Here is a 24,933-nt window from a genome sequence, read left to right as displayed (position 1 = left end):
TTTTGGGGCGCTTCGCACCCCAGCGGGAGCAAGCTCCCTCGCCACAAAGGCCATTGCGATTATTTTTTGCGCAATTGCTCCAGAGCCTCATAAGGCTCTAGCGCCCATTGTTGTATGCGTTCGTTAAGCAGCACCGAGGCTTCGCGACGCTTGTCATCGCTGTCGCCGACAAACACCTGCGACGGCTGCTTGGCATGTTGTCCCGCCGCCGTGAGCACCTGCTTGCATTGTTCGATATCCAAAGCAAAGAACGCCGCCAACCGCCCCGTCATGGCTTGCGGCAGTTCGCTGTAGTTCACCGCCCATCCCCCAAACGCCCGGCATTGCGCCACCCCCACCGTCAGCAACCTCCCCAATCGTCGGGCGATGAAATCCTCACGGCTGCTGAACGGACATTCCTCATCCAGCACACTCGCCCCGATCATCCCCGGCACCATGTGCATGCCCGGGCGACGCAGATGCGAGACGGCGATTTCCAGCGGATCGCGATAAAGAAACAACCACGGGGTTTCAGGAAAACACTCGCGCAGCAACGGCAGTTCACCGATGTTCCAGGCGTCGAGTTTGATCACCAGCCGTTGCTCCACGCCAAGCCGACGTTGCCCGTAGGCAGACAGCAAGCCTTTGATGGCGGCACAGCGTTCGACGGCGGGCAAATCACTGCGCAGCAACGTATCCAGCGGCGGTGATTCGCTGATGACGATGTGATTATCGAGTTGCGCGAGCATCTGGCTGATCAGGGTCGAGCCGCAGCGAGAGGCGTGAAAGATAAAGGCGCTCGGCGTCAGGCCGGGACTGCAAACCTGCCAGGCAGCGAGGCTCGACAATGCAGTTTTTCGGCGAAACGCCTGATTGAACGGCAGCCGTAGCGCATCCTCCACCGCATCACGAAAAAACGGCTGATGCAGACGCGTGTCACCGAACCAGCACCAGTCGACTTGCCATTGCCCACCCTCTTGCCACACGCGGATCGGCAACCAGCCTTCGAGGTTCAGGCGCTCCATTGTTCATTCCATTGACGGCGACCGTCGCGCATCGCCGCGCGCAGTTCTTCACGGGTGAACAGCAGACCCCGCTCGGCCCCCAGCTCCAGCGTACGGACGATAAAAGCTTGGTTGTCCTGCAACCCCTGCAAGGACTTGCACAGCTGCGGATCGCTGGCCACCAATGTCTGAAACTGCGCAAAAGCGTCATGGCCGATTTGCGGCGACGGCGTGGTTGCCAGCCCGTCGATAATCGCCTGCTCCAGCCAGGCACCGGGTCGGCAATCGAGCACCAGATGAATCCGTGCCTGGGTATCGCGATTGTCCACGCGATGAGGCCGTGACAGGTCGAGAAACCAGCATTCGCCTGCGGCCATCGGCATGCGCTGGCCGTCCAGCAGAAAGTCCACTCGGGGTGGGCTGAGCAGCGGAATGTGCAGACGCAAATCAGCGTCTGGTTCGCCCAGGTCATAGTCGCGATGCTCGTGAATGCGCCCGCCCGGGCCGAGCCGCAACAGGCGCGCGCAGACGATCTCCAGCGGCAGATCCCGCAGCCCTTGCTGCCATCGAACATCTTGCAGCCAGGGCGAACGCAATAAAGGCTCACCGCGACCGGGCGACAGTTCAGTCAAGGCATCGGCTGCGGAAATCAGCGCCACACCGCTCCAGTCACCAGCGTAATAATCGCTATTGAAGTGACTGTGCCAATCGCCCTCGCCTATTGCCGCCAGCGCCTGCAACAGCAACGGCAAATCCACCGTTACCGGCAAGCGGGAGAAGGCCGGCCGACTCATCGTTTCGGCAGCACCGCGCATTCGCCGAGCCAGGTCAGCAAACGGTCGAGACAGGCCTCGACCGTTTGCGCGCCCGTGTCGAGCACCAGCGACGCACATGGCGGTGGTTCGTAAGGCGCGGAGACACCGGTAAACCCCGCCAACTCACCCCGTCGAGCCCGAGCGTAATGACCTTTGGGGTCACGCTGTTCACACACTGCCAACGAGGCGCTGCACCAGACTTCGCGGTAATCCTCGCCCAACCGTCGGGCGAACACTTCACGCAACTCCACCAAGGGCGCGATCATCGCCAGGATGACAATCTGCCCGTTCTCGACCAACAGCGCCGCAAGTTCGCTGGCGCGGCGGATGTTTTCCAGGCGATCACTGTCGGTAAACCCCAAATCGCGATTGAGCCCGACCCGCAGTCCGTCGCCATCGAGTACCACACTCTGCACACCGTGCTCGAACAGCTCGGCGTGCAGTGCCTGGGCCAAGGTTGACTTGCCCGCGGCCGGTAAACCGGTCAGCAGAATCGCCGCGCCACGATGACCGTTGCGGGTCTCCCTTTGGGCGCGGCTGATGCTCGCCGTCGGCGCCAGCAGGTTATTGGACCGGGGCATGGGCCACCGGCACTGAGATGTTGCCCGCCGCCCACGCCTCTTCGCGATTGGCCAGGGCGGTGGCGATGGATTGGACTTCGGTCGATTGCACTTCGTCAGGCAACGGATCAAGACCGGCGCTCGCGAAGATTTGCCCGTAAGCGTTGCGCAGGTCGGCGTAAGACAAGTCGCGTCGCAGATCCGCTTGCAACGTGTTCAGCTCACCCTGAATCAGGTCCAGTTCGCCAAGCCCGGCCGCCTGATAACGATTGCGCAGTTGGCCGACGATTTGCCCATCAATGTCTGATAGTTGCTGATTAGTCTTGAACTGCCGCATCGCCTCGCGATAGTTGGCGTTGGCCACGTAAAGCTGCGCCAGTACGGCAATCGACATCGCCTGTCGACGCGCCACGGCGACTTCTTCACCGGCCTTGGCGACGTCGATCGCGGCGGGTGCTGAAATCACATTGAACAGGTTCCAGGTGACTTTCACCCCGTAATCCGCCCAGCCCTGCTCCACCAAAAACGAGTTGCTGTCGTAATGCCCACCGGCGGAAAACTCCAGCCCCGGCAGCAGACGCAGCATGGCTTTGCGGGTTTCGGCGGCGCTGATGCGGGTCTGGTAATCCTGCTCTCGCAACTCCGGCCGACTGGTCAGGGCTTCCTGTTCCAGGCTGGCGAGGTCGATCTTGAGCTCCGGGATGACGTAATCGTCCTGGGTCGCCAACTTGAGGTCGGTGCCCAGCGGCAGATTGATCAGGGTCGCCAGTTCGGTTTTCGCCAGCGACAACGCACGGCGCTGTTCTTCCAGTTGGCGGGTCGCTTCGATCAGTGAGCGCTGATAACCCAATGCCTGAATCGGATCGCCGATGCGCTGTTCGCTCATGCTCTGGCTATTGTTGCGAGCGGTTTCGACCCGGGCCATCAGGCTGTCGATTTGCTTGAGCAAACGTTCGGCGGCCATGGCTCGCCAATAGGCCGAGCGTACGTCCTGAACGATGGTGTTGATCACCTTGCGCCGACGCTCCTGCACGATCAGCCGCTGATCGCCCTGCTGCTTGGCACTGATGTAACTGACGCCGAAGTCGAGCACGTTCCAGACCATGGTCAGGTCCGCCACTTCACGGTCGCGGTCCTGGGAGGTCGATGGTTCCAGGGACTGGGTTCCGGTTTCCACGCTCTGGCTGCTGGAAGCGTTGACGTTGTTACGCCCCACGTAACCGGCATCCAGCGCCATGCGTGGCAGCATGTCGAAACTGGCGAGGTCGAGTTGGCGCTTGGCCAAGGCCTCCTCCATGATCTTGAGCCGGCCTTCGAGGTTGTACTTCACCGCGCGAGCCATGGCCTGGTGCAGGGTCAGCGGCCCGCTGAGGGGTTCCTGACCCGTGTACATGTTTTGCAGATCGCTCTTGGCGCGCTGTTGGCTGACGCTGCGTTCGATCGGTTTACTGGTGACTGCACACCCGCTGATCGCCAGCGCCAGCAGGCTGGCGCCGAATAACTTCTGACTTCTCTTCATCCTTGGAGCCCCCAGGTGCTGCCCTGCTTTAATGGTTTTTCAGGCCTGCATTTCACTGATGCCGACCTGTTGCAAAGCCGCGGCCAGGCTTTCAACCTGCCGCTGCTCGGTGTCTTTGAGCTGTTGCAATTGCTGGCCAAGACTCGGTGCGCCAAACACGCCGCGCAGTCCTTGGGAAGCATCTCCCATCCTGATTGAGTTATTACCAAAGGTGCTCAGCGAATCCCCTTCGCTGCCAGTGTCTTGATTGAACAGATTCGACAGCGTGCTGCTGCCGAAGACCCCGCCGTCACCCCCGCCAAAGCCGAGGAAGCCGTGGCCTGAACCATCGCCACCGTTGTCACTGCTGCTGAATACTTGTGCGATAAAGCTTGGCGCCAGCGCCCCGTGGTTCATGAAAATGTCGCCCAAAGGCCGAATGCCGTTGCCGATCACCCGTTGCTCAAACAGCGGGGCAAAGGTCAGCGGCGAGCCGAGATCGCCAGTGGGCGGGGTGAAGACGATTGGCTGCAATGGCACGTTAGGCTGAGCGGGCACGGTGACAGGTGGTAAGACCACAAACGCCGGCACGGTGTTGATCGTGTAGTTGTTGGAGACCGCAACGCTGGCACCTATGTTGCCCGCCAGGTCCGTGACATTGCTGGTGTCCAGCGCAATGAAGTTGCTTGGGTCGGTGATGTTCGCGGCAGGTGTGAAGTTCCCGGTCCAGGTCTTGCCGCCGTCGCTGCTGGCCAGGTTAGTCAGCTCGCCGTTGGTGACGCTCAGGTCCGACAAATCGAAGTCGCTGACCGCCTCACTGAACGTGAAGGTCACCAGCGTCGTCTGGCCAATGCCCAGGTTCGGGTTGGCAACAACGATGGTGACGGTCGGGCGAGTCGCATCGAGCGCGTAGTTGTTGGAAATGGCGATGCTAGCGCCGGCATTGCCCGCCGCGTCGAGCACATTGCCGGTGTCGAGCAGGATCAGGTTGGTCGCATCGTTAAGGCTCGCGGTTGGCGTGAGCGTGGCGGTCCAGGTCACACCGCCGTCGCTGCTGGCCAGGTTGGACAGCACGCCATTGGCCACGCTGAGGTCCGACAGGTCGAAACCGGACACCGCTTCGCTGAAGGTAATGGTGACGGTAGTGGTCTCGCCGATACCCAGTTTATTGTCCGCGACCACAATGGTTGCGGTCGGGCGAGCGGTATCGATCGCGTAGTTGTTGGAATCGGTCACGCCGACGCCGCTGTTGCCCGACGCGTTGATCACACCGCTGTTGTCCAGGCTGATCAGGTTAGTGGTGTCCGTCACGCTGGCGGTAGGCGTGAAAGTCGCGGTCCAGGTCACGCCGCCATCGCTGGATGAAACGTTGCTGAGGGTGCCGTTGGCAATGGTCAGGTCGGCGTTGCTGAAACCGCTGACCGCTTCACTGAAGGTGATCGTCACCAGCGAAGTTTCACCGACCTTGAGGGCGTTGTCGGCAACCACGATGCTGGCGGTCGGCACCTGGGTTTCCACCACATAGTTAGCCGAGTTGGTGGTGCCGGCCCCGGTATTGCCGGCCACATCAGTCACACCGGTATTGGCCAGGGTAATGATGTTGCTGGCGTCGGTAATCCCGATAGTCGGGGTGAAAGTTCCGGTCCAGGTGATGCCGCCGTCGCTGCTGCTGACCGCGCTCAAGGTACCGTTGGCGACGCTCAAATCACTGTTGTCGAAACCTGTCACCGCCTCGCTGAAGGTGATGGTCACCAGCGCAGTTTCCCCAGGTTTCAGAGTCGTATCGCTCAGCACGATGGTGGCGGTCGGGCGCAGGCTGTCGATGGCATAGTTATTCGAATCGGTGGTACCGGCGCCCGTGTTGCCGGCCGCATCGATCACTCCGGTGTTGTCCAGGGTAATCAGGTTGGTCGAATCGGTGACGCTCGCCGTCGGCGTCAGGGTTGCGGTGTAGGTGATGTTATCGCTGGTGCTCAGATTGCTCAGGGTACCGTTGCTCACCGTCAGGTCGGCCGTGGTAAAACCGGTCACCGCTTCAGAGAACGTGATGGTCACCACCGATGTTTGACCAACCGCCAGCGCCGCGTCCGCGACCACGATGGTTGCCGTCGGGCGTACGGTGTCGATGGCGTAGTTATTGGAATCGGTGGTGCCGCTACCGGCGTTGCCCGAGCCGTTTTGTACACCGCTGTTATCCAGGGTGATGAGGTTGCTGGTGTCGGTGATGGCATTGGTCGGCGTAAAGGTTGCGGTCCAGGTGATGCCACCATCACCGCTGGTTACAGAGCTCAAGGTGCCATTGGCGATGGTCAGGTCGGCGTTGGTGAAACCGGTTACCGCCTCGGAGAAGGTGATGGTCACCAGCGACGTTTCACCGACGCTCAACGCATTGTCGGCAACGACGATAGTGGCCGTCGGCAGCACCGTATCGATGGTGTAGTTGCCGGAGTTGGTGGTGCCGCTGCCGGTGTTGCCGGCCACATCGGCCACACCGGTATTGGCCAGGGTAATGACGTTGCTAGAGTCATTCACGCCGACGGTTGGGGTGAAGGTCGCGGTCCAGGTGATGCCGCCGTCACTGCTGCTCACCGCGGTCAACGTGCCGTTGGCGATGCTCAGGTCGGCGTTGGTGAAACCGCTGACCGCTTCGCTGAACGTGATGGTCACCAGCGAGGTTTCACCAGCACTCAGGGTAGCGTCGGCCAGGACGATGGTCGCGGTGGGTCGGACCGTGTCGATGACGTAGTTGTTGGAATCGGTGGTGCCGCTGCCGGCGTTGCCCGACAGATCGGCCACGCCGGTGTTGTCCAGGGTGATCAGGTTGGTGGTGTCGTTGATGCTCGCGTTCGGGGTGAAGGTCGCGGTCCAGGTGATGCCACCGTCACTGCTGCTCACCGCGCTCAATGTCCCGTTGGTGATGGTCAGGTCGGCGTTGGTGAAACCGCTGACCGCTTCGCTGAAGGTGATGGTCACCAGCGAGGTTTCGCCGATTCTCAGCGCCGTGTCCGACACCACGATGGTGGCCGTTGCCCGCACGGTGTCGATGGCGTAGTTGTTGGAATCGGTGGTGCCGATGCCCACGTTACCGGTGCCGACAGCCTGCACGCCGGTGTTGTCCAGGGTGATCAAGTTGGTTGCGTCGGTAATGCTGGTGGTTGGCGTGAACGTTGCCGTCCAGGTAATGCCGCCGTCACCGCTGCTCACCGCCGTCAAGGTGCCGTTGGCAATGGTCAGGTCGGCGTTGGTGAAACCGCTGACCGCTTCACTGAAGGTAATGGTCACCAGCGACGTTTCACCGATTTTCAGCGCATTGTCGGCCACCACGATCGTCGCGGTCGGCAGGGTGGTGTCGATGGCGTAGTTGTTGGAATCGGTGGTACCGCTACCGGCATTGCCGGACAGATCGCTGACCCCGGTGTTGTTCAGGGTGATCAGGTTGGTGGCGTCGGTAATGCTGGCGGTTGGCGTGAACGTGGCAGTCCAGGTGATGCCGCCGTCACTGCTGCTGACCGCGCTCAACGTGCCATTGGCAATGCTCAGGTCGGCGTTGGTAAAACCGCTCACCGCCTCGGAGAAGGTAATGGTCACCAGCGAGGTTTCGCCGGCGCTCAGGGTAGCGTCGGCCACAACGATGGTCGCGGTGGGTCGGACCGTGTCGATGGCATAGTTGTTGGAATCGGTGGTGCCGCTGCCGGCGTTACCCCCCAGATCAGCCACGCCGGTGTTGTCCAGGGTGATCAGGTTGGTCGTGTCGTTGATGCTCGCAGAAGGCGTGAAGGTGGCGGTCCAGGTGATGCCGCCATCGCTGCTGCTCACCGAGGTCAATGTGCCGTTGGCAATGGTCAGATCCGCGTTAGTAAAACCGCTCACCGCTTCGGAGAAGGTGATGGTCACCAGCGAGGTTTCGCCGATTCTCAGCGCGGTGTCCGCAACCACGATGGTGGCCGTCGGGCGCACGGTGTCGATGGCGTAGTTGTTGGAGTCGGTGGTGCCGCTGCCGACGTTACCGGTGACGGCAGCCTGCACGCCGGTGTTGTCCAAGGTGATCAGGTTGGTCGTATCAGTAATGCTGGCGGTCGGAGTGAAGGTGGCGGTCCAGGTAATGCCGCCGTCACCGCTGCTCACCGCGGTCAATGTGCCGTTGGCAATCGTCAGGTCAGCGTTGGTGAAACCGCTCACGGCCTGGTTGAAGGTGATGGTCACCAGTGACGTTTCACCGATTCTCAACGCAGTGTCCGCCACCACAATCGTCGCGGTCGGCGGAGCGGTGTCGATAGCGTAGTTGCCCGAGGAACTGATGCCGCTGCCGGTGTTGCCCGCCAGATCCGCCACGCCGGTGTTGGCCAGGCTGATGACGTTGGTCGCGCTGATGATCCCTGCCGTCGGGGTAAACGTTGCGGTCCAGGTGATGCCGCCGTCGCTGCTGCTCACCGCGGTCAAGGTGCCATTGGCAATGCTCAGGTCGGCGTTGGTGAAACCGGTCACCGCTTCGGAGAAGGTGATGGTCACCAGCGAGGTTTCGCCCGCTGTCAGCGCTGTATCGGCCAGCACGATTGTCGCCGTCGGGCGCAGGGTGTCGATGGCGTAGTTGTTGGAATCGGTGGTGCCGCTGCCGGCGTTACCCGCCAGATCAGCCACGCCGGTGTTGTCCAGGGTGATCAGGTTGGTCGTGTCGTTGATGCTCGCGGAAGGCGTGAACGTCGCGGTCCAGGTGATGCCGCCGTTGCTGCTGCTCACCGCAGTCAACGTGCCGTTGGTAATCGTCAGGTCGGCGTTGGTGAAACCACTGACCGCTTCACTGAAGGTGATCGTTACCAGCGAGGTTTCGCCGATTCTCAGCGCCGTGTCCGCGACCACAATGGTGGCCGTTGGGCGCACGGTGTCGATGGCATAGTTGTTGGAATCGGTGGTGCCGCTGCCGGCATTACCCGCCAGATCGCTGACCCCGGTGTTATCCAGGGTGATCAGATTGGTCGTGTCGTTGATGCTCGCGGAAGGTGTGAAGGTCGCGGTCCAGGTGATACCGCCATCGCTGCTGCTCACCGAGGTCAACGTGCCGTTGGTGATGGTCAGGTCGGCGTTGGTAAAACCACTCACCGCCTCAGAGAAGGTGATGGTTACCAGAGAGGTTTCGCCGATTCTCAACGCCGTGTCCGCGACCACGATGGTCGCGGTTGGACGGAGTGTATCGATGGCGTAATTGTTGGAATCGCTGGTGCCGCTGCCGGCGTTACCCGCCAGGTCGCTGACCCCGGTGTTGTTCAGGGTGATCAGATTGGTCGTGTCATTGATGCTCGCGTTCGGGGTGAACGTGGCGGTCCAGGTAATGCCGCCGTCGCTGCTGCTCACCGAGGTCAACGTGCCGTTGGCGATGGTCAGGTCGGCGTTGGTAAAACCGCTTACCGCCTCGGAGAAGGTGATGGTCACCAGAGAGGTTTCGCCGATTCTCAACGCCGTGTCCGTCACCACGATGGTTGCCGTTGGCCGCACGGTATCGATGGCGTAGTTGTTCGAATCGGTGGTGCCGCTGCCGGCGTTGCCCGCCAGGTCGCTGACCCCGGTGTTGTCCAGGGTAATCAGGTTGGTCGCGTCAGTGATGCTGGCGGTTGGAGTGAAGGTCCCCGTCCAGGTGATGCCGCCGTCGCCGCTGCTCACCGAGGTCAACGTGCCGTTGGCAATTGTCAGGTCGGCGTTGGTGAGACCGGTGACCGCTTCGTTGAAGGTGATGGTCACCAGCGAGGTTTCGCCGGCCCTGAGGGCCGTGTCGGTGAACACAATGCTGGCGGTTGGCCGCGCCGTATCGACGACATAGTTATTGGAGTTGGTGGTACCGACGCCGGCGGTGCCCAGACCGTTTATTACCCCGGTGTTGTCCAGGGTAATGACGTTGGTCGTATCGGAAAGACTGGCGGTCGGCGTGAACGTTGCCGTCCAGGTGATGCCGCCATCGCCGCTGCTCACTGCCGTCAACGTGCCGTTGGCGATGGTCAGATCCGCATTGGTCAGACCGGTCACGGCCTCGGAGAAGGTGATCGTCACCAAGGACGTTTCGCCGATGCCCAGTGTAGTGTCAGCGACCACAATGGTCGCGGTCGGCGGCGGCGAATACGCGGTGTTGAGTACACCGCCATCGTTATAGATTGTCGCAACAGAGGTTGGCGAGGTGCCGGTTGCCCCCCCGCCCTGCGCGGTACCACCGGCACCACTGCCAGCGGCATTACCGGCCAGGGCGGCGAAGTTGGCTGCCGTGATCAACAATGTGCCTTTGTTCCAGATCGCACCGACGCCCTTGCCGCCCGCGCCGCCATTGCTGGCATTGGCATAGCCACCACCACCGCCGCCACCACCGCCGGCGCCAATGTTGTTGCTGATGGTCGACGTACCGACGATGGTGATGGTGCCGCTGCTGGCGTTGTAGATCCCGCCCACCGCGTTGCCGCCAGCGCCACCCACCTTGTCCCAACCGGCCCCGCCACCACCGCCGCCAATGGAAATCGTGCCATTGGTGGCCGTCGCGCCGTTACCGCCGTTGCTGTAATTGGAAACACCCACCCCGCCAAGACCGCCAGTGGTGGTGCCACCTCGACCGCCCATGTGGGTCGCGTCATAACCGCCGCCATAACCGCCAGCACCGCCACCGCCCGCCCCACCGCCCAAGGTGCCGGTGCCCGGCCCTGCCGAACCGCCATGCCCGCCGCCCTGGCCGCCCAAACCGCCGCCACCACCACCGCCACCGCCGTAAAAAGCGCCTGTAACACCGCCGCCGCCACCGCCACCGGAAGCGCCGTTGGAAGTCACGGTAACGTTGTTCAGGGTCAGAATCCCTGCGTTGAAAATGCCCCCGGCCATCGCGCCGGTGGCACCGTAGCCTCCGTTGCCGCCCGTGCCCGACACCAGGCCTCGGGTGATCACCAGGCCATCGAGCGTCACGATTTTGCCCGCCGCTATTTCAATCACTCGGGTCTGGTACTGACCATCGAGAATCACGTCAGCCGCGCCGTCGTTGTTCAAGTCGCCATCAACGGTGATGTTCTTGTTGATCAGCAGTTCGGACGTCAGCTGCACCGTCATGCTGCTGTTAAAGGTGACGATATCGCCGTTCTGCGCCGAGGCAATGGCGGCACGCAACGAGCCGACGCCCGTGTTGGCGTTGTTGGTGGCGGTCCAGGTGGCCAGCCCCCACTGATACTCGCTCATGGCCGTGGTCGAGAGGACGTTGGCGCTTTCGATGTTGCCGGTGGCAATTTCCAGATTCCAGTCGCCACCGATCCCGGTGCGATTACTGGAAGCAGCCACATCGCGGCCGGTCAGTTGCGCCAGCGAGTCGACAAAACTCAAGCCACGCTCACCTTCGGCGGTGTAGCAGCCATAGATCAAAATGTCGCCACCGACGTTCATGTCCTTGCCGATTTCCGTCAGCACTGCGCTGCGGGCCGCGACGTTGTCGGCCGACAGATAACTATCGCCCAGCCACAGATCGCCCGCGTTGCCGTGGGCAATGATCTGCACTGAGCTGATGCCCTGATGGGTGTCCAGATAGTCGGCAATTTGCTGCAAGCCATCTTTGCTGGCATCCAGTTGAACCACCTGAGTACCGGGCGCGACACCCTGAAGCAGGCTGTCGGCGTCCTTGACCCGCGAATCGACGAACACCACGCTCTGCCCCGGCACGGCAGCGGGGGCCGGTGCTGGCGTGGCATCGGCCTGGCCGTGGGTGTCCTTGCTGGCGACCGGTTGGTCGGCCGTCGGTGCCTTGACCGCCTCGGCGGTGGCATGGCTGTCAGCCTCGGCGGTGTCGGCCACCGTCGCGGCCACCGCACCGTCGAACAGCATGCGTGGTTCCAGGGACATGATCATTGGCGAGGCCAGCGCTCGTGCGCCTTCGGTAACCCGCGACTTGCCTTTGCTCCACCACATGCTGCTCACCCGGACTCGAACTTTCTGACGCATCAATGAAAACGCCGCGATCAACTGATCGCGGCGTCGGCTTTCATACGAATGACATTGGCGGCGCTGGCGGAGCCATCGAGCCAGAAGGACAACTCGGCGTATTGCTTGAACAAGTCCGGCGGCAGGATCGTGCGCCTGGACTGCAATTGGACTTTGGCCTTCACCTTGTGCAGCCCCGAGAGGCCGAGGGCCTGGTCGAATTCCGGCGCGTCATAGGCCAAATGATCGAAATCATGTTCAAACCAAGGTTCACCGATGAAGTCGTAGACCAGTCGCATCACCCGTTCCGGCGCCTGGCTCAGCAAGTCGTAATCGATGATCAGCAACGAGTCGGCGTGTTCGCCGTAATAGGCTTCCTTGAGGGCGGCCCAGGAAAACCCCACCAGCCGATTACGCTGGGCCAGGGTTTCGCAGCGGCTGTAGACCGTGTTGCGTTCGACCGCATCGCCGAACAGCTTGGTGTTTTCGAAGGGGTTGGCGCGGTACAGGCGCTCGATACTGTCCATGACCCAGGCGACATTGCGCACGCAGGCAATAATCTTGGCTTGAGGGAACAGATCGCTGATCGCCGGCAGGCGTGAGCTCCACAGACGGTTGGTGTCGAACACCACCGGTTTGTCGGCCTTGTCGGCGTAGAAAGAATCGAACAGGCCGCGCAACAGGCGGCGACGCAGGTCGGTGTCGATCACCGCACCGAATTCGCTGCCGGCGCTGCATTGCTCCAGGACACCGGAAAAGAGCGCCCCCACGGGGCTGGTCATACCGGCATGAAAGCGCGGGTTCTGCAACAGAATCGCAGAAAGCAGGGTTGAGCCCGAACGCGGCAAGCCGGAAATAAAGTGAAAGTGCTGCATCCATTCACCCGCCAAAAGTCCTTTTATAGGACGAGCGTAGACCATGAATGGTGTTGCGACTAGTGGTGCTCTGATATCAAATCGGAGCTAAATCGACTGAAAAAAACGATTGATATAACCGGCTGAAAGACGAATCGATTAAGCCCTCAAAACACGGGCTTACTTCAGCACATACAAGCGCGCCTCGGCGCCTCCCGCGTGGGTTTCACTGATGCGTTGCCAACCCGCAGGCAAGGGGGCGAATTCGTCCGGTCCATCGATGGTACCGACCAGCCAGACTCGACCATTACCTTTGGGCAAGGCGCCAAGACTATCCAGGTAGATGTCATGGGTCACCAGCGTACCGAAACCGTAAGCGTTCGGCCGGCTCGACCTGCCATCGGCCAACGGCGGCGTGTACAGCAACGGTTTGGCGTCAGTGCGGTTGTAATAGACATAACTCAGGTACCAAAGCATGTCGCTGGTGACGATTCGATCGCCGGGGGTGAAGTGCTGGTTCACGTAGTTGACCATGACGCTGATCTGATCGTCGGTATCCACCGTGGCATTGTTCTTCAGGCCCACCAGTTCGACGCCGACAAACAGCATCAGCACGGCCAGCGCCAATACCTTGGAGCCCGCGTACAAGCGGTCGATGGCCAGCGCCACAAACATCGGCAAGCCCAGGGCATAAGCGGTCAGGTAACGCTCGATAAACACCGGCGATATGAACGACACCACAAACACCAGCAACACCGGGAGAACGGTGTAGATCACCGCCAGTGCACTGCCACGGAAAACACTGCGATCCCGCGCCAACGCCACGCCCGCCAAGGCCAGCAGCGCCAGTGGCAGTGCGATAAAAACCAGCGTGGGCAGGTTCTCGCCGTCGTCCTGAATCAGGAACGACCAAATCATCGAAGGTAATGACCCGAGCGTGACAGGGAGCTCCCACCCCACATCGCCATTGGCTTTGAGCTGATCCATGTGCTGGATCAGATCGAGCAGATTGGGCACCCACGGCAGGTACAACGCCACAATCGCCGCATTGGCCAGCCACCAGCCAGAGCGCTGAATGTGCCGCAATCGATACCCTGATTGCACGCGGATCAGTCCCAGATACAGCCAGTGGCAAAGCACACACAGCGCCGTGAAGTAATGGGTGTAGAACGCCGCACTCATCAGCAAGGTGTAAATCACCAGATAGCGCGTGCGTTGCGGCCGCCTGATCCAATACATCAAGGCGATCGTGGCACCGATCAGCCACAGCCCCAGCAGGGAATACATCCGCACTTCCTGGCTGTAACGCACCGCCGTGGGTAGCAGCGCCAGCAGAACCCCGGCCAGCAATGCGGCGCGGCGGGTAGCAAGCAGGTCCACCAGCCAGACGCCGAGCCCCACCGTGGCAATCCCCGGCAGCGCACTCAGGCTGCGAATCGAAAAAATGCCGTCGCCGAACAGGCCGATCCAGCCGTGCAGCAGCATGAAATACAAGGGTGGATGCACATCATGAGCCGCATGTTCCCAGATCCCGGCCAGGGAATACTGGCTCAGCAACAGGCTAGACCCTTCGTCGCCCCAGATCGCAGCCGCCGTCAAGTCGTAAAAACGCACCAGGGCGGCCAATACCAGGATCGACAACAGCCAGTGCTCCCGCGCCCATTGAAGCAAGCGACGGACAGCCGCCCACAACCCCGGCATCGCATGCGGGTCCTGGGTATCGCCCAGCGGTGTTTCTCTGCGCGCCTCCATTACCTCCCCTTGCAACGGCCATGTGAAAACCGAAGCTTCACCAGCACTTTAGGACAGGCGCGAGCCCGACGTCGATGCTGGCCTTGCGACGGACGACGTCCGGCAATCATTCCGATCAGCGTCTACGCTTTGGCGTGGCGTGACCCAGCCACGGAGATGAAAGGAGTCGGCTGATCAGCGCGAACTGCCCGGATAACCGGGCCTGCAACGTGACGTATCAGACACTAACCTGAGGGATGAGGAATCATGGAAGTATTCATCGGCACTATCCAGCCTTTCGCCTTTAACTTCGCGCCCAACGGCTGGGCCCTATGCAACGGCCAGACGCTGGCGATCTCGCAATACAACACGGTTTTCGCACTGCTGGGAGTCAATTTCGGAGGCAATGGCACCACCAGTTTCATGCTGCCCAACCTGCAAGGTCGCATGCCGGTCGCCATGGGCAACGGCCTGGGCCTGACCCCACGCGTCATCGGCGAAGTATCCGGGACCGAGAACGTCACCGCGACCATCACTAACCTGCCCAACCACACCCACGCCTTGTCCGGGCTCACGGCCACCACCACCCTGCAACTGGCCAGCCCGGCGAGTAACCCGGTCACCAACCCGACCGCGACCAACTCGTACATCGGCGCCTCCGGCGGCGGCCCCGGCTCGGCGAGTATTTACTCCGATCAGCAAGGTGCCGCGGCCGTACCGCTCAAGGGCGTGGCCACTACGGTAACGGGGGAAATCTCGTCCGCCGGCAACGGCTTGCCCATGGAAGTGATGAACCCATTCCTAGTGCTCAACTTCAGCATCGCCCTGAACGGGCTATTCCCTTCGCGTAACTGAGGGTCTGGCCGGGGGTTCAAATCCCTCGGCCACTTTTGCTTTATGGAGTGATGCCATGCTGCAACAGGTTCAAAGCCAACACTTTCAGGCGCTGCTGGGCAAAACAGGAACGCTGCGGCTGCCCGATGGCAGTGAATTGCCGATCCATATCGACGCCCTTGCAGAAACGCCCCGTTCACAGATGCCAAACAGCGAGCGCATGCCGTTCAGCGTCGAGCTCAACAGCCTGCAACCCACTGATTTTGTCGATGGGCTGTGTGCGCTAGAGTTGCCGGAGCTGGGTCAGGTAGAAGATATTTTTGTTTCGCGGGTACCGGCCATGGGGCGTGATCCGCAACTGGGGTACTTCTACATCGCGTTCAACTGAAGAGCGACGCTGATCGCTTTATGTAGGAGCTGCCGCAGGCTGCGATCTTTTGATCTTGCTCTTTAAGATCAAAAGATCGCAGCCTGCGGCAGCTCCTGCACGGGATTGGCGGTGAGTTCACCCCTTCGGATACCACACCAACCGCTCCGCCGCCGGGTTGCGTTCTTCAACCTGAAACCCCAGCGCCAGGTAATGCTGGCGTGCATGGGGATTGTTGGCCCAGACCACCGTCGCTACCGGGCAGCGGATTTGTTGCGCGGCTTTCTGCACGCCTTGCAGCACCGTCCGACCGTAACCCTTGCCTCGGGCCTGGGGGATAAACGCCAGGTACAGCACGCGAATTTCATTGGGGCCGAAATCCGTGGTCAACGCGCCAATGGCCGTGTCGAGTTTCTCTATCACGTAATGCATGGCATTGGGGAAGTTCTCCCCCAGCCCTTGTTCCTGCACTTTGAATTGCTGGGCAACCACCTGCTGGACCACCTCCTGCTCACCGTCGATCCATTGCAAATCCGGCCGCGCCGCTTGGTAAAGGCTGTGCAGAAAAGGCCCATCACTGGTCCGCGAAGGCCTGACCACCAAGCCGTCCGCTGCCACTGAATCGGTATTCGCCATCGTTGTTCTCCCTTAGCTATTCACCCTTAGAAGCCGCTTTCCCTGACCCCCAAAGCCGCCAAGCGCCGCCAGGCAACGCCCAGCAACGACTCGCCGCTGCCCTGCAACACCACAATGCCGCGCAACGGCTGCACCGGCGTCGGGGTATTTTCGAGGATGCTCAACCGCGCGCCGTACTGCGCCTGCACCGGCTCGGCGCGCTGATGCTGATCACGCCGCACGGCTATTGGCCCGTGATGATCGGAGGTCAGCGCTTCCTGATCGACATAAGCCACGCCGTTGGTGTCGATTTCGCTCAATTGCACGGTGATCGCCGGGTGCATCGGGTCATCGGCAATGAACCGCCCGCTGGCACCCGGGGCGACACGCCAGAGTTCGGCTTCGGCCAGATAACCGCGCAAGCGCGCGCCGTCTTCGACCACCCGGGCCAAAGGATCTTTGGTCGAAAGCCAGCGGCCGACCGTTAACTGCGGCAGCAAATCGCGCACCTTGCCACCGTGGGGGGCGCGCAGCAGCAGACGCTCACGCTGGGCAGCCAGCCCCCGATATTCGGCCACGGCTTCAGCCAGGCGCTGTTCGACGATACCGGCATCGGCGGCGGTTTCGCTGCGGCCGGCCTGACGACGCATCTGCAACTGCTGGATCTGGATTTCGCGACGGACGATGGCCTGGCGTGAGTCCAGATCCGGGGATTCCAACTCGATCAGCACCTCGCCCTGAGCGACGATCTGGCCATCCTGCACATTCACCGTTTTGACCCGCGCCGCCACCGGCGCGTGCAGGGCGCTGGCGCGTCCGGCCTCTAGCATCGTCGGCAACTCCACCGCGCTTCGCCAAGGCAACGCCAGCAGCAGCAACAGCCCAAGCAATGCCAGACCGCTGAGCAGTACTCGAGGCGCATGCGCTTGTTCGCGACGGCTCCACCATTGCCGCCACTCACTCAGGATCGGCAGAAAAATGAACCACACCAGCTCCACCAGCATCAGGAAAATCCCCAACACCTTGAAGAACAGGTGATAGACCGCCAGCGCAATCCCGAAAAACAGCGCCGCCCGCCACAGCCACGCGCCATACCCCCAGATCAGCAAACGCCGCTGCATCTTCGGCGACCATGGTTCCGGCGCCGGGGCTGCGTAGCCGAACAAAAACTCGCGCAGCCGCCAGCGGCACAAGGCAAAGGCCCGCCCTTGAAGGTTATCCACTTCCCAGAAATCACTGAGCAAGAAGTAGCCATCGAAACGCATGAAAGGATTGAGGTTGATCACCAGCGTGGTGATCCAGGTCGCACTGGCGAGCATGAACGCCGCCGTGCGCCCGGGGCCGTCAGGCAGCAGTGACCAGGCGAGCAGCGCGATACACGCCAACACCAGCTCCGCCAGCACCCCGCCGGCACCGATCAACAACCGCGCACGGCGATCATTGACGCGCCAGGCGTCGCTGACGTCCGTGTAAAACATCGGCAGCAGCACCATGAACGCCACGCCCATGCTCTGCACCCGACAACCTGCGCGCTTGGCCATGAAGGCGTGGCCGAACTCGTGGCACAGCTTGGCGAAAAACAGCGCCACAGCGAACGCCAGCGCACCGCCGAGGCTGAACAGGTGCGGAAAGGTGGCGATAAACCGCTGCCAGTCCCGCGACACCAGAAACACCCCGAGGCCCAGTGTCGCGGGCAATCCGTAGCGCAATGCGCGCGGGCCGAAACGTTCCAGCCACGGCCAGGCGCGATTGAGAAAAGCGTCCGGGCGCCACAGCGGAACCCGGAAAAACAGGTATTGATGCAGCAGGATTTGCCACAGGCTTTGGCGCTGAGCCGCGGCCTTCAGGCTGTAACTGGCGCGCTGCGACGGGTCGAGGGCGCTGATCAGGTCGTGGCCGCGCAAAAACTCCAGCAATTGCTCAAGCGCCACGCCATCCAGCGGCAGCCCCGGTTCGCGGTTGGCGGCACGCAGCACTTGCTCCGGATCACCCAGAGACCAATGGCGCAGCAAACGCATCGCCGCCGCACCGAGTTTGAAATAGCGCCCACGCACCGGGTCGGCCAAGGTCCAGCGCGGCGATCCGTCGAGGGCTGGGGCCGCCGTCGACAATTGCAGGTCTGCCCGCAGGCTCGGCAGGCTCATCTACAGGCCCACGCTTTGACGCAACCCGGCCAGCGGTCGACGCAACAGATACAACGCCAGCGGCGCACGGTCGCCGAAGACTTTCGCAGTGCCGCGCAAACCGATGCGCGGCGGTGCGGCGTCGAACGTCGCATCCAGTCGATAAGCCAGTTGCCCGGCAGCAGTGGGCTGCGCTTCGTAAGCCGAACGTTCGAGTTTGGCCAAATGCCGCTGCAGCGGATCACTGTCGAGAAACAGTGCGACCTGCGCCCCCGCCTCCAGGGCAATCGCATCGCCCACGGCCAATTCGATGCGCAACTCGGCCTGGTTCGGGTCGGCGATTTCCATCAGCCGCTCGCCGGTTTGCACGGGTTTGCCGGTCCAGCGTTCGGCGTCGGCGAACACCGCGATGCCGTCCCGCTCGGCACGCACTTCGCTGCGTTTGAGCAGCTCCCGGGCGTAATCCCGTTCGGCGCGCTTCTGCTCCACTCGCGCCGCCAGCAGATCGATTTTCGAACTGGACTCGGCATCGGCGAAGGAGCGTTGGGAATTGGCCTTGAGTTCCGCTTCGGCAACGCCCAGGGCCCGCCCGGCCACATCGGCCTGAGCCTTGAGCGTGGTGCTTTCGAAGCGCAGCAGCAGGTCACCGGTTTTCACTGCCTGGTTGGGTTTGACCAGAAACTCGGCGATCACCCCGTCCAGCGGCGCTGCGACCACCCGACCGCCCAATGGGACGACTTCGGCCGGGGCCAGCACCGATTGGCGCACCGGGATCAGCAACCCGAGCAACAACACGGCAACCAGCGCCACCTGACGCTTGCGCGTCCAGCGCAGCCGCCAGGGTTTGCGCGGTTGTTGCGCCAGCCAGGCATGGCTGTAAGTGTCGCCCAGTTGCGACAGCAGCACTTGTTCGGAAGGGTTCCACGGCACATCCCGCGCCAGCCATAGACCGCCGAACACCTCGCCCTGATGATCGATCAGCGGCAGCCAGAACACCTGAGCGGCTGACAGACTTTGCCAGTCGGCCAGAATCGATTCACTGAGAAGATCGGGGGTGATCACCCGCGCTTGTTTCAGCACCTCAAGCTTGAACAGCTGCGCGACTGCTTGCTCGACAAATGCCACGAACGGCGCATTCGGTTCCACGGCACTGACACCGGTGACCGCCTGCACCTTGCCGGCGATCAACAGCGCGGCATGGCGGAAACCGAACAGCGCCTGACCGTCATTCACCAGGCTGTAAGCCAGTTGCGAAGGCGTGCGCGCGGCGCGGGTCTGGCGTTCGAGGTCGAGAAACCTTGCGAACACCTGCTCGGCGCCGCCGGTCACCGGGGCGTTCATTTGAGCTCCGCGAAATGCGCCGTTCCGCTCATGCCGGCCAACAGACCGTTGGCGTTGGGCAGCGCCGCCACCAGCAGCAAGGTCTGGCTGCCTTCATCGATACGCGCACCGAGGCGTTTGACCGTGGCATTCAGCGGCTGACCGGTTTCATCGGGGACAAAACTGAACGTCTGGCCGGACTTGAGTTTGCCCATCCAGCGCGACGGCACCAACAGGTGAATTTCCAGGGTGCGGTTATCGACCACGTCCAGCAACGGCGCGCCAGCGGCAACGCTTTCGTAGCGCTTGACCTTACGCTCGACGACCTGACCATCGAACGGCGCCACCACGCTGCAGCGTTTGACCTGAACCTGATAGACCTGAGACTGCGCCTGAATCTCGCTGACCTTGGCCTCGGCCCGCGCCACTTCAAAGCGCCCGACCGAATTCAACGCCGCCAGTTGTTTGTTGTGTGCCAGCTCTTCACCAGCACCACGGCTGGCGGCCTGAGCCGCGTTGAGCTGGGCCTGATAAGCCGAACAGTCAAACCGCGCCAGGGTGTCGCCCTTTTTGAACGACTCGCCCTCACTGAACGGCAACTCGACAATCCGCCCCGACAACTCGCTGGCCAGCACCGCCTGATCCCGGGCCCGCAGCACACCACGGGCGTCACTGCTGGCCGATGCATTACCGCCGACCGCGCTACTTTCCAGCAACGGATCGTCTGGCGCAGGCGTTTGCGCCTGTACTACGCACGTTACGAAGGTCAATCCAATAACCAAAATACGAACACGCCGCATAACCGTAACTCCCTGACGGATGAGCGGAGTCTATGACAGCGGGGGTGAGCGTCAAGCCGGATGGCCATCATTGGTTGAAAGAGCGTGTTCGCTGATCAGTATTAATTGCCTTACAAATCATCCAGAAGGTTCCTACACCATAGCCGGACAGCCACAGATTGCAGACGTAGACCTGACACCTTAATCTCGCCGAACTAAACCTTGTACGCAGCGATTAAGTTCGCTGGCAGTCAGGGTGAAGAAACCGGCTCCGGCCGGTTTTTTCGTTTTTCTGCGAGCAGATCAGCGCTGCGCCGTCTCTGCCACCGGATACACCGACTCCCATCCCCCACCCAACGCCTTGTACAAACCAACCATTGCCAACGACACCCCGGTCGAACTCTCGACCCACTGCTGTTGGGTCGCCAGCAATTCGCCTTGCACGGTGAGGACGTTGACGAAATCCACCACCCCTTCGACGTATTGCTGCTGCGCGGTGCGCAGGGCGATCTGGTTCTGGCGTACGGCTTCGGCGAGGCTGTCGCGGCGCAGTTGGCTGGCGTTGTAGGCGGTGAGTTGATCCTCGATTTCATGCCAGGCCCGCAGCACGGTTTGCTGGTAGGCCAGCGCCGCTTCCTGTTGTTGGGCTTCGCGCAGGTGCAGCATGCCGCGCAGGCGACCGCCGTCGAACAACGGCAGGCTGAACTGCGGACCGATGACGAACGAGCGCGAGCCCCAGGAACCGAAATCGCTCAATTGCATGGCTTGCGAACCGATATTGCCCGACAGGGTGATCCGCGGATAAAAGTCGCCCTTGGCCACGCCGATGCTGGCAGTCGCGGCATGCAGACGGGCTTCGGCCTGACGGATATCAGGGCGGCGTTCGGCCAATTGCGACGGCAAGCCGATGGCAACCTGACGCGGGGTTTGCGGCACGGGAGCGTCTGTGGATAACTCGGCGGACAGCGCTTGCGGCGGCTCGCCCATCAACAGGCTCAGGGCGTTGATCAATTGCGACTGACGCTGCTCTAGCGCCGGCAAACGTGATTCGATGGCCGCGACTTGCGCAGCGGCTTCGGCAACGTCCAGATCCGTCGCCACACCGTCGGCCAGACGCAGTTGCGAGAGTTTCAAACTGTGCCGGGCGACGTCGAGGTTCTGCTCGGTGACGGCCCGGGTGCTTTGCACACCGCGCAGCTGGATGTAGTCCTGAGCGGTTTCGGCGAGCACCGACAGCAGCACGCCGCGACGATCGTTTTCCGCCACTTCCAGAGTGGCATCAGCGGCTTCGGTTTCGCGGCGCACATGGCCCCAAAAATCCAGCTCCCAAGAGGCGGAAAAGCCTGCGTCCCACAGATTGAACGCCGAGTCGCCGTTGTTGCCCGACGGATCGTTCAGACCTTCACCGCTGTTGCGTTTGCGCCCGTAGCTGCCGCTGGCGGCGGTGTTGGGATAGCGGTTGGCGGTGATCACTTGGCGCGCGGCGCGGCTTTGTTGCAAGCGGCTGCTGGCAAGTTTGAGGTCGAGGTTGTCGGTCAGGGCGCGTTGGGTCAGGGCCGAGAGTTTTGGGTCGTGGAATACTTCCCACCAGCGTTCGTTCATTTCGGCGGGAGCGATCTGACTGGCGGCGGCTTTGGTTGGTTTGGACCATTCGGCCACTTGTTGCGGCCGAGGTTTCTGGAAGTCCGGGCCGACAGTGCAAGCACTCAATGAAAGCAGACTCAACACAAAAACCACTGAATGAATGCTGGCCCTGTGGCGAGGGAGCTTGCTCCCGCTGGGCCGCGCAGCGGACCCAAAATTTGCGAGCGCTGCGCACTCGAACGGGATGGTGCGGCATTCCGACAAGCTCCCTCGCCACAGGGATGTGTGATTAACAAAGTTCATCGTTGCGCGACCTCATGCTCGCTGGCGCTTGCTGTATCAATCCTCGCCTCCACCGACATCCCCACCCGCAACCTCTCGGCCAATGCCTGACCCGGTTCCAGAACGATTTTCACCGCAATCCGTTGCACAACCTTGGTGAAGTTGCCGGTGGCGTTGTCCGGTTTGACCGAGGCGAAGGTCACGCCAGTGGCCGGTGCGATGCTCTCGACGCGGCCGCGCAGGGCTTCGCCGCCAAGGCTGTCGACGTGCACTTGCACGCTCTGCCCCGGCTGTACGTCAGTCAGTTGGGTTTCCTGAAAATTGGCGACCACATACGCGCGCTCCAACGGCACCACGGCCAGAATCTTGCTGCCCGGTGTGACATAAGCGCCGACCCGCACCGCGCGCTCGCCGACCATCCCGTCCTGGGGCGCAACGATGCGCGTATAGGACAGCTCATAGCTGGCCATTTCCAGCGCTGCTTGCGCTCGTTTCAGCCCACCTTCGGCCGCATCACGCTGGGCGGTCAGAATCTCAACCTGCTTGCGTTCCGCCGCCAGCACCGCCGTGACATTGGCCAAGCGAGCGGAGGCTTGATCGATACGCGTGCGCGCTTGCTGAGCATTCTGCACCGTGCCGGCGCCAACCCCGGCGAGGTGGTTGTAGCGGTTCAGTTCATGCTCGGCGAAGGCCATTTCAGCCTTCGCCGAAACTACCGTCGCCTGGGCCTGAGCAATCACCGACGTCTGGCGTTCAAGGGTTGAACGAGCGTTCTGCAGTTGCGCCCTGGCCACCAAGGTTTCAGCGTCGGCAGCCTCAGCGGCAGCGCGCAGATCGCGGTCGTCGATCAACGCCAGTAGCTGTCCGGCCTTGACCTGCTGATTGTCTTCCACCAGCACGTCCTTGATGAACCCCGCCACGCGCGGTGCTACCAGGGTGAAGTCCGCCGAGACGAAAGCATCGTTGGTGCTCTGCTGTGTACGCTTGCCGAACAAGCCCGGCGCCAGCAGATAAATCAACACGCTGACCGCCATCACTGCGGCAATGCCGACAGCGACTTTTTGCTTTGATTGAGTCGTCATAAAAACCTTCTGTTTCAGTGAAGCATTCAAGTCGGCGCGCGCGGTGGATAGATCCGCGTCGGCAGCCAGAAAATCATCAGGATCAGCGCCACGGCGACGCCGGCCATGCACAGATAAAGATCGGAGGACGTCAGCACCACGGCCTGTTGATGCAGTCGGTGAGCGAGACCAGCGCTAGTGCCGTCAACCAGAGGCGAATTACCAAGGTTGTCCACCAGCATGGTCGAGTGGAAATGCAGCCTTGCAGTGGTCAGCGCCTCGATCACACCGGTGGCAATCACCGCCGCCAGGCCTTTCACGGTATTGAACCAGGCCGAGGCGTACGGCCCTTCCATTGGAGTGATGCTGCCAGTGGAGAGCATCAACAGCGGCAGCACGGCCATGGGCTGGCCGAAAATCTGCAGCCATTGCAGAACGTAGAAATCGTCACGAATCCACGCCGACGTCAGTTGCGAACCACCGAGGCAAGACAGCGTCAGCATGCTCAGGCCGATCCCCAGCACCCAGCGGCAATCGACCCAGCGCAGGTTGCACAGCGCCGCCACCAACGGCAGCGCGATCAACTGTGGCAGCGCCGCCAGCAGCATGATCGGCGCGGTCTGCACCGGGCGATAACCCTGGACCTGAGCCAGGTAACTGGAAGGAATGAGGACCACCGCGAGCAACACCACCAGCACGCCGGCCAGGGTCAACAAGGCGAACGACAGGTTGCGGATACCGAGCATCTGCAACTTGAAGAATGGAATCGGCTGCGACCACTCATTGATCAGAAACAGCACCAGCAACAGCAGCCCGCCGCCGAGCAGTACGCAAATCAGGCTCGACTCGAACCAGTCCAGCCGATTGCCCTGCAGGATGCCGATCACCAACATGCAGATCGCCGGAAAACCCAGCAGCAAGCCGCGCCAGTTGAACTGCTTGAAGCGTTCCAGCCGCAGCGGATCCTGAGGCAAACCGTAAGCCACCGCCGCCATGGCAATCAGGCACGGCACGACGATCTGCCAGAAGGTCCATTGCCAGCCGACGTACTCGGTCCACAACCCGGCCAGCGGCGTACCGAGACCGGGGCCGAAGGTCGCCGTCAGGGCATAACCGGCCAGGCCATAGAGTTTCACATTGGCCGGCAGGAACCGCAGGGCAACGGTCATCAGCATCGGCGGCAGCGCGCCGCCGGCAAGACCTTGCAAGGTGCGCATGACCAGCAGGCTTTCGTAATTCGGAGCGAACGGGCACAACACACCCAACAGGGTGAACGCACTGATCGCGCACAGCGTGAAGCGCCGCAACGAGAACGTCACCGAACACCAAGGGGCAAACGCCATGGCGGCCACCGAGGTCGCGGTGTAACTGGCGACCAGCCAGGTGCCTTCGTCGTAACCGATGGCCAACGCGCCGCGAATATCGGCCAGGGCGACCTTGGTCACCATCTCGTTCAGGCCCGACACCAGCACCGCCAGCAACACGCCCACCAAGCCAATGATGATTCGCGGGCCGAAGACCGGCGGCGTGATGGCGGTTGCTGGTTTGGCCGCAGCGAGAGGCGCCGTGACCGTGAGGGAAGTCATGTACTGCATGCT

General features: G+C 61.9%; 16 protein-coding genes. 2 read left to right on the top strand and 14 right to left on the bottom strand.

Annotated elements, in window-relative coordinates; all coding sequences use genetic code 11:
- Positions 1-59 precede the first annotated feature (59 nt).
- The 7 genes from AB3226_RS15570 to AB3226_RS15540 all read right to left on the bottom strand — a co-directional run bounded on the left by AB3226_RS15570 (position 60) and on the right by AB3226_RS15540 (position 14,391).
- Positions 60-1,004 (bottom strand): sulfotransferase family protein, encoded by a 945-nt coding sequence (locus AB3226_RS15570; protein WP_367373687.1) that lies wholly within the window; start codon positions 1,002-1,004, stop codon positions 60-62.
- Entirely contained in the window at positions 992-1,777 is a 786-nt protein-coding gene (locus AB3226_RS15565; protein WP_367375804.1) for an aspartyl/asparaginyl beta-hydroxylase domain-containing protein, read from the bottom strand. The genes AB3226_RS15570 and AB3226_RS15565 overlap by 13 nt, the downstream gene beginning before the upstream one ends.
- The gene (gene cysC, locus AB3226_RS15560; protein WP_367373686.1) at positions 1,774-2,379 is read right to left on the bottom strand and encodes an adenylyl-sulfate kinase; all 606 of its coding nucleotides are present in this window, start codon (positions 2,377-2,379) and stop codon (positions 1,774-1,776) included. Before cysC ends, AB3226_RS15565 begins: the two co-directional genes overlap by 4 nt.
- Complete coding sequence (locus tag AB3226_RS15555) at positions 2,363-3,877, bottom strand: TolC family protein (RefSeq protein WP_367373685.1); 1,515 nt, start codon at positions 3,875-3,877, stop codon at positions 2,363-2,365. The genes cysC and AB3226_RS15555 overlap by 17 nt, the downstream gene beginning before the upstream one ends.
- A gap of 39 nt (positions 3,878-3,916) precedes the next feature.
- The gene (locus AB3226_RS15550; protein ID WP_367375803.1) at positions 3,917-11,773 is read right to left on the bottom strand and encodes an Ig-like domain-containing protein; all 7,857 of its coding nucleotides are present in this window, start codon (positions 11,771-11,773) and stop codon (positions 3,917-3,919) included.
- A 50-nt stretch (positions 11,774-11,823) separates the two neighbouring features.
- Positions 11,824-12,660, bottom strand: a complete 837-nt coding sequence (locus AB3226_RS15545) for a sulfotransferase (RefSeq protein WP_038978410.1) — start codon at positions 12,658-12,660, stop codon at positions 11,824-11,826.
- A 159-nt stretch (positions 12,661-12,819) separates the two neighbouring features.
- On the bottom strand, positions 12,820-14,391 hold the full coding sequence (locus AB3226_RS15540) for a glycosyltransferase family 39 protein (protein WP_367373684.1): 1,572 nt from the start codon (positions 14,389-14,391) through the stop codon (positions 12,820-12,822).
- A 246-nt stretch (positions 14,392-14,637) separates the two neighbouring features.
- Here AB3226_RS15540 and AB3226_RS15535 point away from each other — a divergent pair, with 246 nt between their 5' ends.
- A complete protein-coding gene (locus AB3226_RS15535; protein WP_367373683.1) occupies positions 14,638-15,225 on the top strand; it encodes a phage tail protein in 588 nt (195 codons plus the stop codon).
- Positions 15,226-15,280: 55 nt separating this feature from the next.
- On the top strand, positions 15,281-15,592 hold the full coding sequence (locus tag AB3226_RS15530) for a DUF6916 family protein (RefSeq protein ID WP_367373682.1): 312 nt from the start codon (positions 15,281-15,283) through the stop codon (positions 15,590-15,592).
- Positions 15,593-15,709: 117 nt separating this feature from the next.
- Here AB3226_RS15530 and AB3226_RS15525 read toward each other — a convergent pair whose 3' ends face one another.
- The 7 genes from AB3226_RS15525 to AB3226_RS15495 all read right to left on the bottom strand — a co-directional run bounded on the left by AB3226_RS15525 (position 15,710) and on the right by AB3226_RS15495 (position 24,921).
- Positions 15,710-16,207, bottom strand: a complete 498-nt coding sequence (locus AB3226_RS15525) for a GNAT family N-acetyltransferase (RefSeq protein ID WP_367373681.1) — start codon at positions 16,205-16,207, stop codon at positions 15,710-15,712.
- A gap of 26 nt (positions 16,208-16,233) precedes the next feature.
- Positions 16,234-18,330: an HlyD family efflux transporter periplasmic adaptor subunit gene (locus AB3226_RS15520; RefSeq protein WP_367373680.1), complete on the bottom strand. Its 2,097-nt coding sequence runs from the start codon at positions 18,328-18,330 to the stop codon at positions 16,234-16,236.
- Complete coding sequence (locus AB3226_RS15515; RefSeq protein WP_367373679.1) at positions 18,331-19,650, bottom strand: efflux RND transporter periplasmic adaptor subunit; 1,320 nt, start codon at positions 19,648-19,650, stop codon at positions 18,331-18,333.
- Complete coding sequence (locus AB3226_RS15510) at positions 19,647-20,429, bottom strand: efflux RND transporter periplasmic adaptor subunit (RefSeq protein ID WP_367373678.1); 783 nt, start codon at positions 20,427-20,429, stop codon at positions 19,647-19,649. The genes AB3226_RS15515 and AB3226_RS15510 overlap by 4 nt, the downstream gene beginning before the upstream one ends.
- Positions 20,430-20,711: 282 nt before the next feature.
- The gene (locus AB3226_RS15505) at positions 20,712-22,295 is read right to left on the bottom strand and encodes an efflux transporter outer membrane subunit (RefSeq protein WP_367373677.1); all 1,584 of its coding nucleotides are present in this window, start codon (positions 22,293-22,295) and stop codon (positions 20,712-20,714) included.
- Entirely contained in the window at positions 22,292-23,356 is a 1,065-nt protein-coding gene (locus AB3226_RS15500; RefSeq protein ID WP_367373676.1) for an HlyD family secretion protein, read from the bottom strand. Before AB3226_RS15500 ends, AB3226_RS15505 begins: the two co-directional genes overlap by 4 nt.
- Before the next feature lie 26 nt (positions 23,357-23,382).
- The gene (locus AB3226_RS15495; protein WP_367373675.1) at positions 23,383-24,921 is read right to left on the bottom strand and encodes an MFS transporter; all 1,539 of its coding nucleotides are present in this window, start codon (positions 24,919-24,921) and stop codon (positions 23,383-23,385) included.
- Positions 24,922-24,933: the final 12 nt, after the last annotated feature.

The sequence above is a fragment of the Pseudomonas lini genome (assembly GCF_964063345.1).
GTDB classification, from domain to species: domain Bacteria; phylum Pseudomonadota; class Gammaproteobacteria; order Pseudomonadales; family Pseudomonadaceae; genus Aquipseudomonas; species Aquipseudomonas lini_B.
Note: the sequence above shows the minus strand (reverse complement) of the source record. Positions and strands in the feature narration are given on the sequence as shown.

Excerpts from the sequence above, each read along its gene's own strand:
- AB3226_RS15540 (WP_367373684.1), bottom strand. The coding sequence starts at position 14,391 with ATGGAGGCGCGCAGAGAAACACCGCTGGGCGATACCCAGGACCCGCAT.
- AB3226_RS15520 (WP_367373680.1), bottom strand. The coding sequence starts at position 18,330 with ATGAGCCTGCCGAGCCTGCGGGCAGACCTGCAATTGTCGACGGCGGCC.
- AB3226_RS15535 (WP_367373683.1), top strand. The coding sequence starts at position 14,638 with ATGGAAGTATTCATCGGCACTATCCAGCCTTTCGCCTTTAACTTCGCG.
- cysC (WP_367373686.1), bottom strand. The coding sequence starts at position 2,379 with ATGCCCCGGTCCAATAACCTGCTGGCGCCGACGGCGAGCATCAGCCGC.
- AB3226_RS15555 (WP_367373685.1), bottom strand. The coding sequence starts at position 3,877 with ATGAAGAGAAGTCAGAAGTTATTCGGCGCCAGCCTGCTGGCGCTGGCG.
- AB3226_RS15545 (WP_038978410.1), bottom strand. The coding sequence starts at position 12,660 with ATGCAGCACTTTCACTTTATTTCCGGCTTGCCGCGTTCGGGCTCAACC.
- AB3226_RS15495 (WP_367373675.1), bottom strand. The coding sequence starts at position 24,921 with ATGACTTCCCTCACGGTCACGGCGCCTCTCGCTGCGGCCAAACCAGCA.
- AB3226_RS15525 (WP_367373681.1), bottom strand. The coding sequence starts at position 16,207 with ATGGCGAATACCGATTCAGTGGCAGCGGACGGCTTGGTGGTCAGGCCT.
- AB3226_RS15565 (WP_367375804.1), bottom strand. The coding sequence starts at position 1,777 with ATGAGTCGGCCGGCCTTCTCCCGCTTGCCGGTAACGGTGGATTTGCCG.
- AB3226_RS15500 (WP_367373676.1), bottom strand. The coding sequence starts at position 23,356 with ATGACGACTCAATCAAAGCAAAAAGTCGCTGTCGGCATTGCCGCAGTG.
- AB3226_RS15530 (WP_367373682.1), top strand. The coding sequence starts at position 15,281 with ATGCTGCAACAGGTTCAAAGCCAACACTTTCAGGCGCTGCTGGGCAAA.
- AB3226_RS15510 (WP_367373678.1), bottom strand. The coding sequence starts at position 20,429 with ATGCGGCGTGTTCGTATTTTGGTTATTGGATTGACCTTCGTAACGTGC.
- AB3226_RS15550 (WP_367375803.1), bottom strand. The coding sequence starts at position 11,773 with ATGTGGTGGAGCAAAGGCAAGTCGCGGGTTACCGAAGGCGCACGAGCG.
- AB3226_RS15505 (WP_367373677.1), bottom strand. The coding sequence starts at position 22,295 with ATGAACTTTGTTAATCACACATCCCTGTGGCGAGGGAGCTTGTCGGAA.
- AB3226_RS15515 (WP_367373679.1), bottom strand. The coding sequence starts at position 19,650 with ATGAACGCCCCGGTGACCGGCGGCGCCGAGCAGGTGTTCGCAAGGTTT.
- AB3226_RS15570 (WP_367373687.1), bottom strand. The coding sequence starts at position 1,004 with ATGGAGCGCCTGAACCTCGAAGGCTGGTTGCCGATCCGCGTGTGGCAA.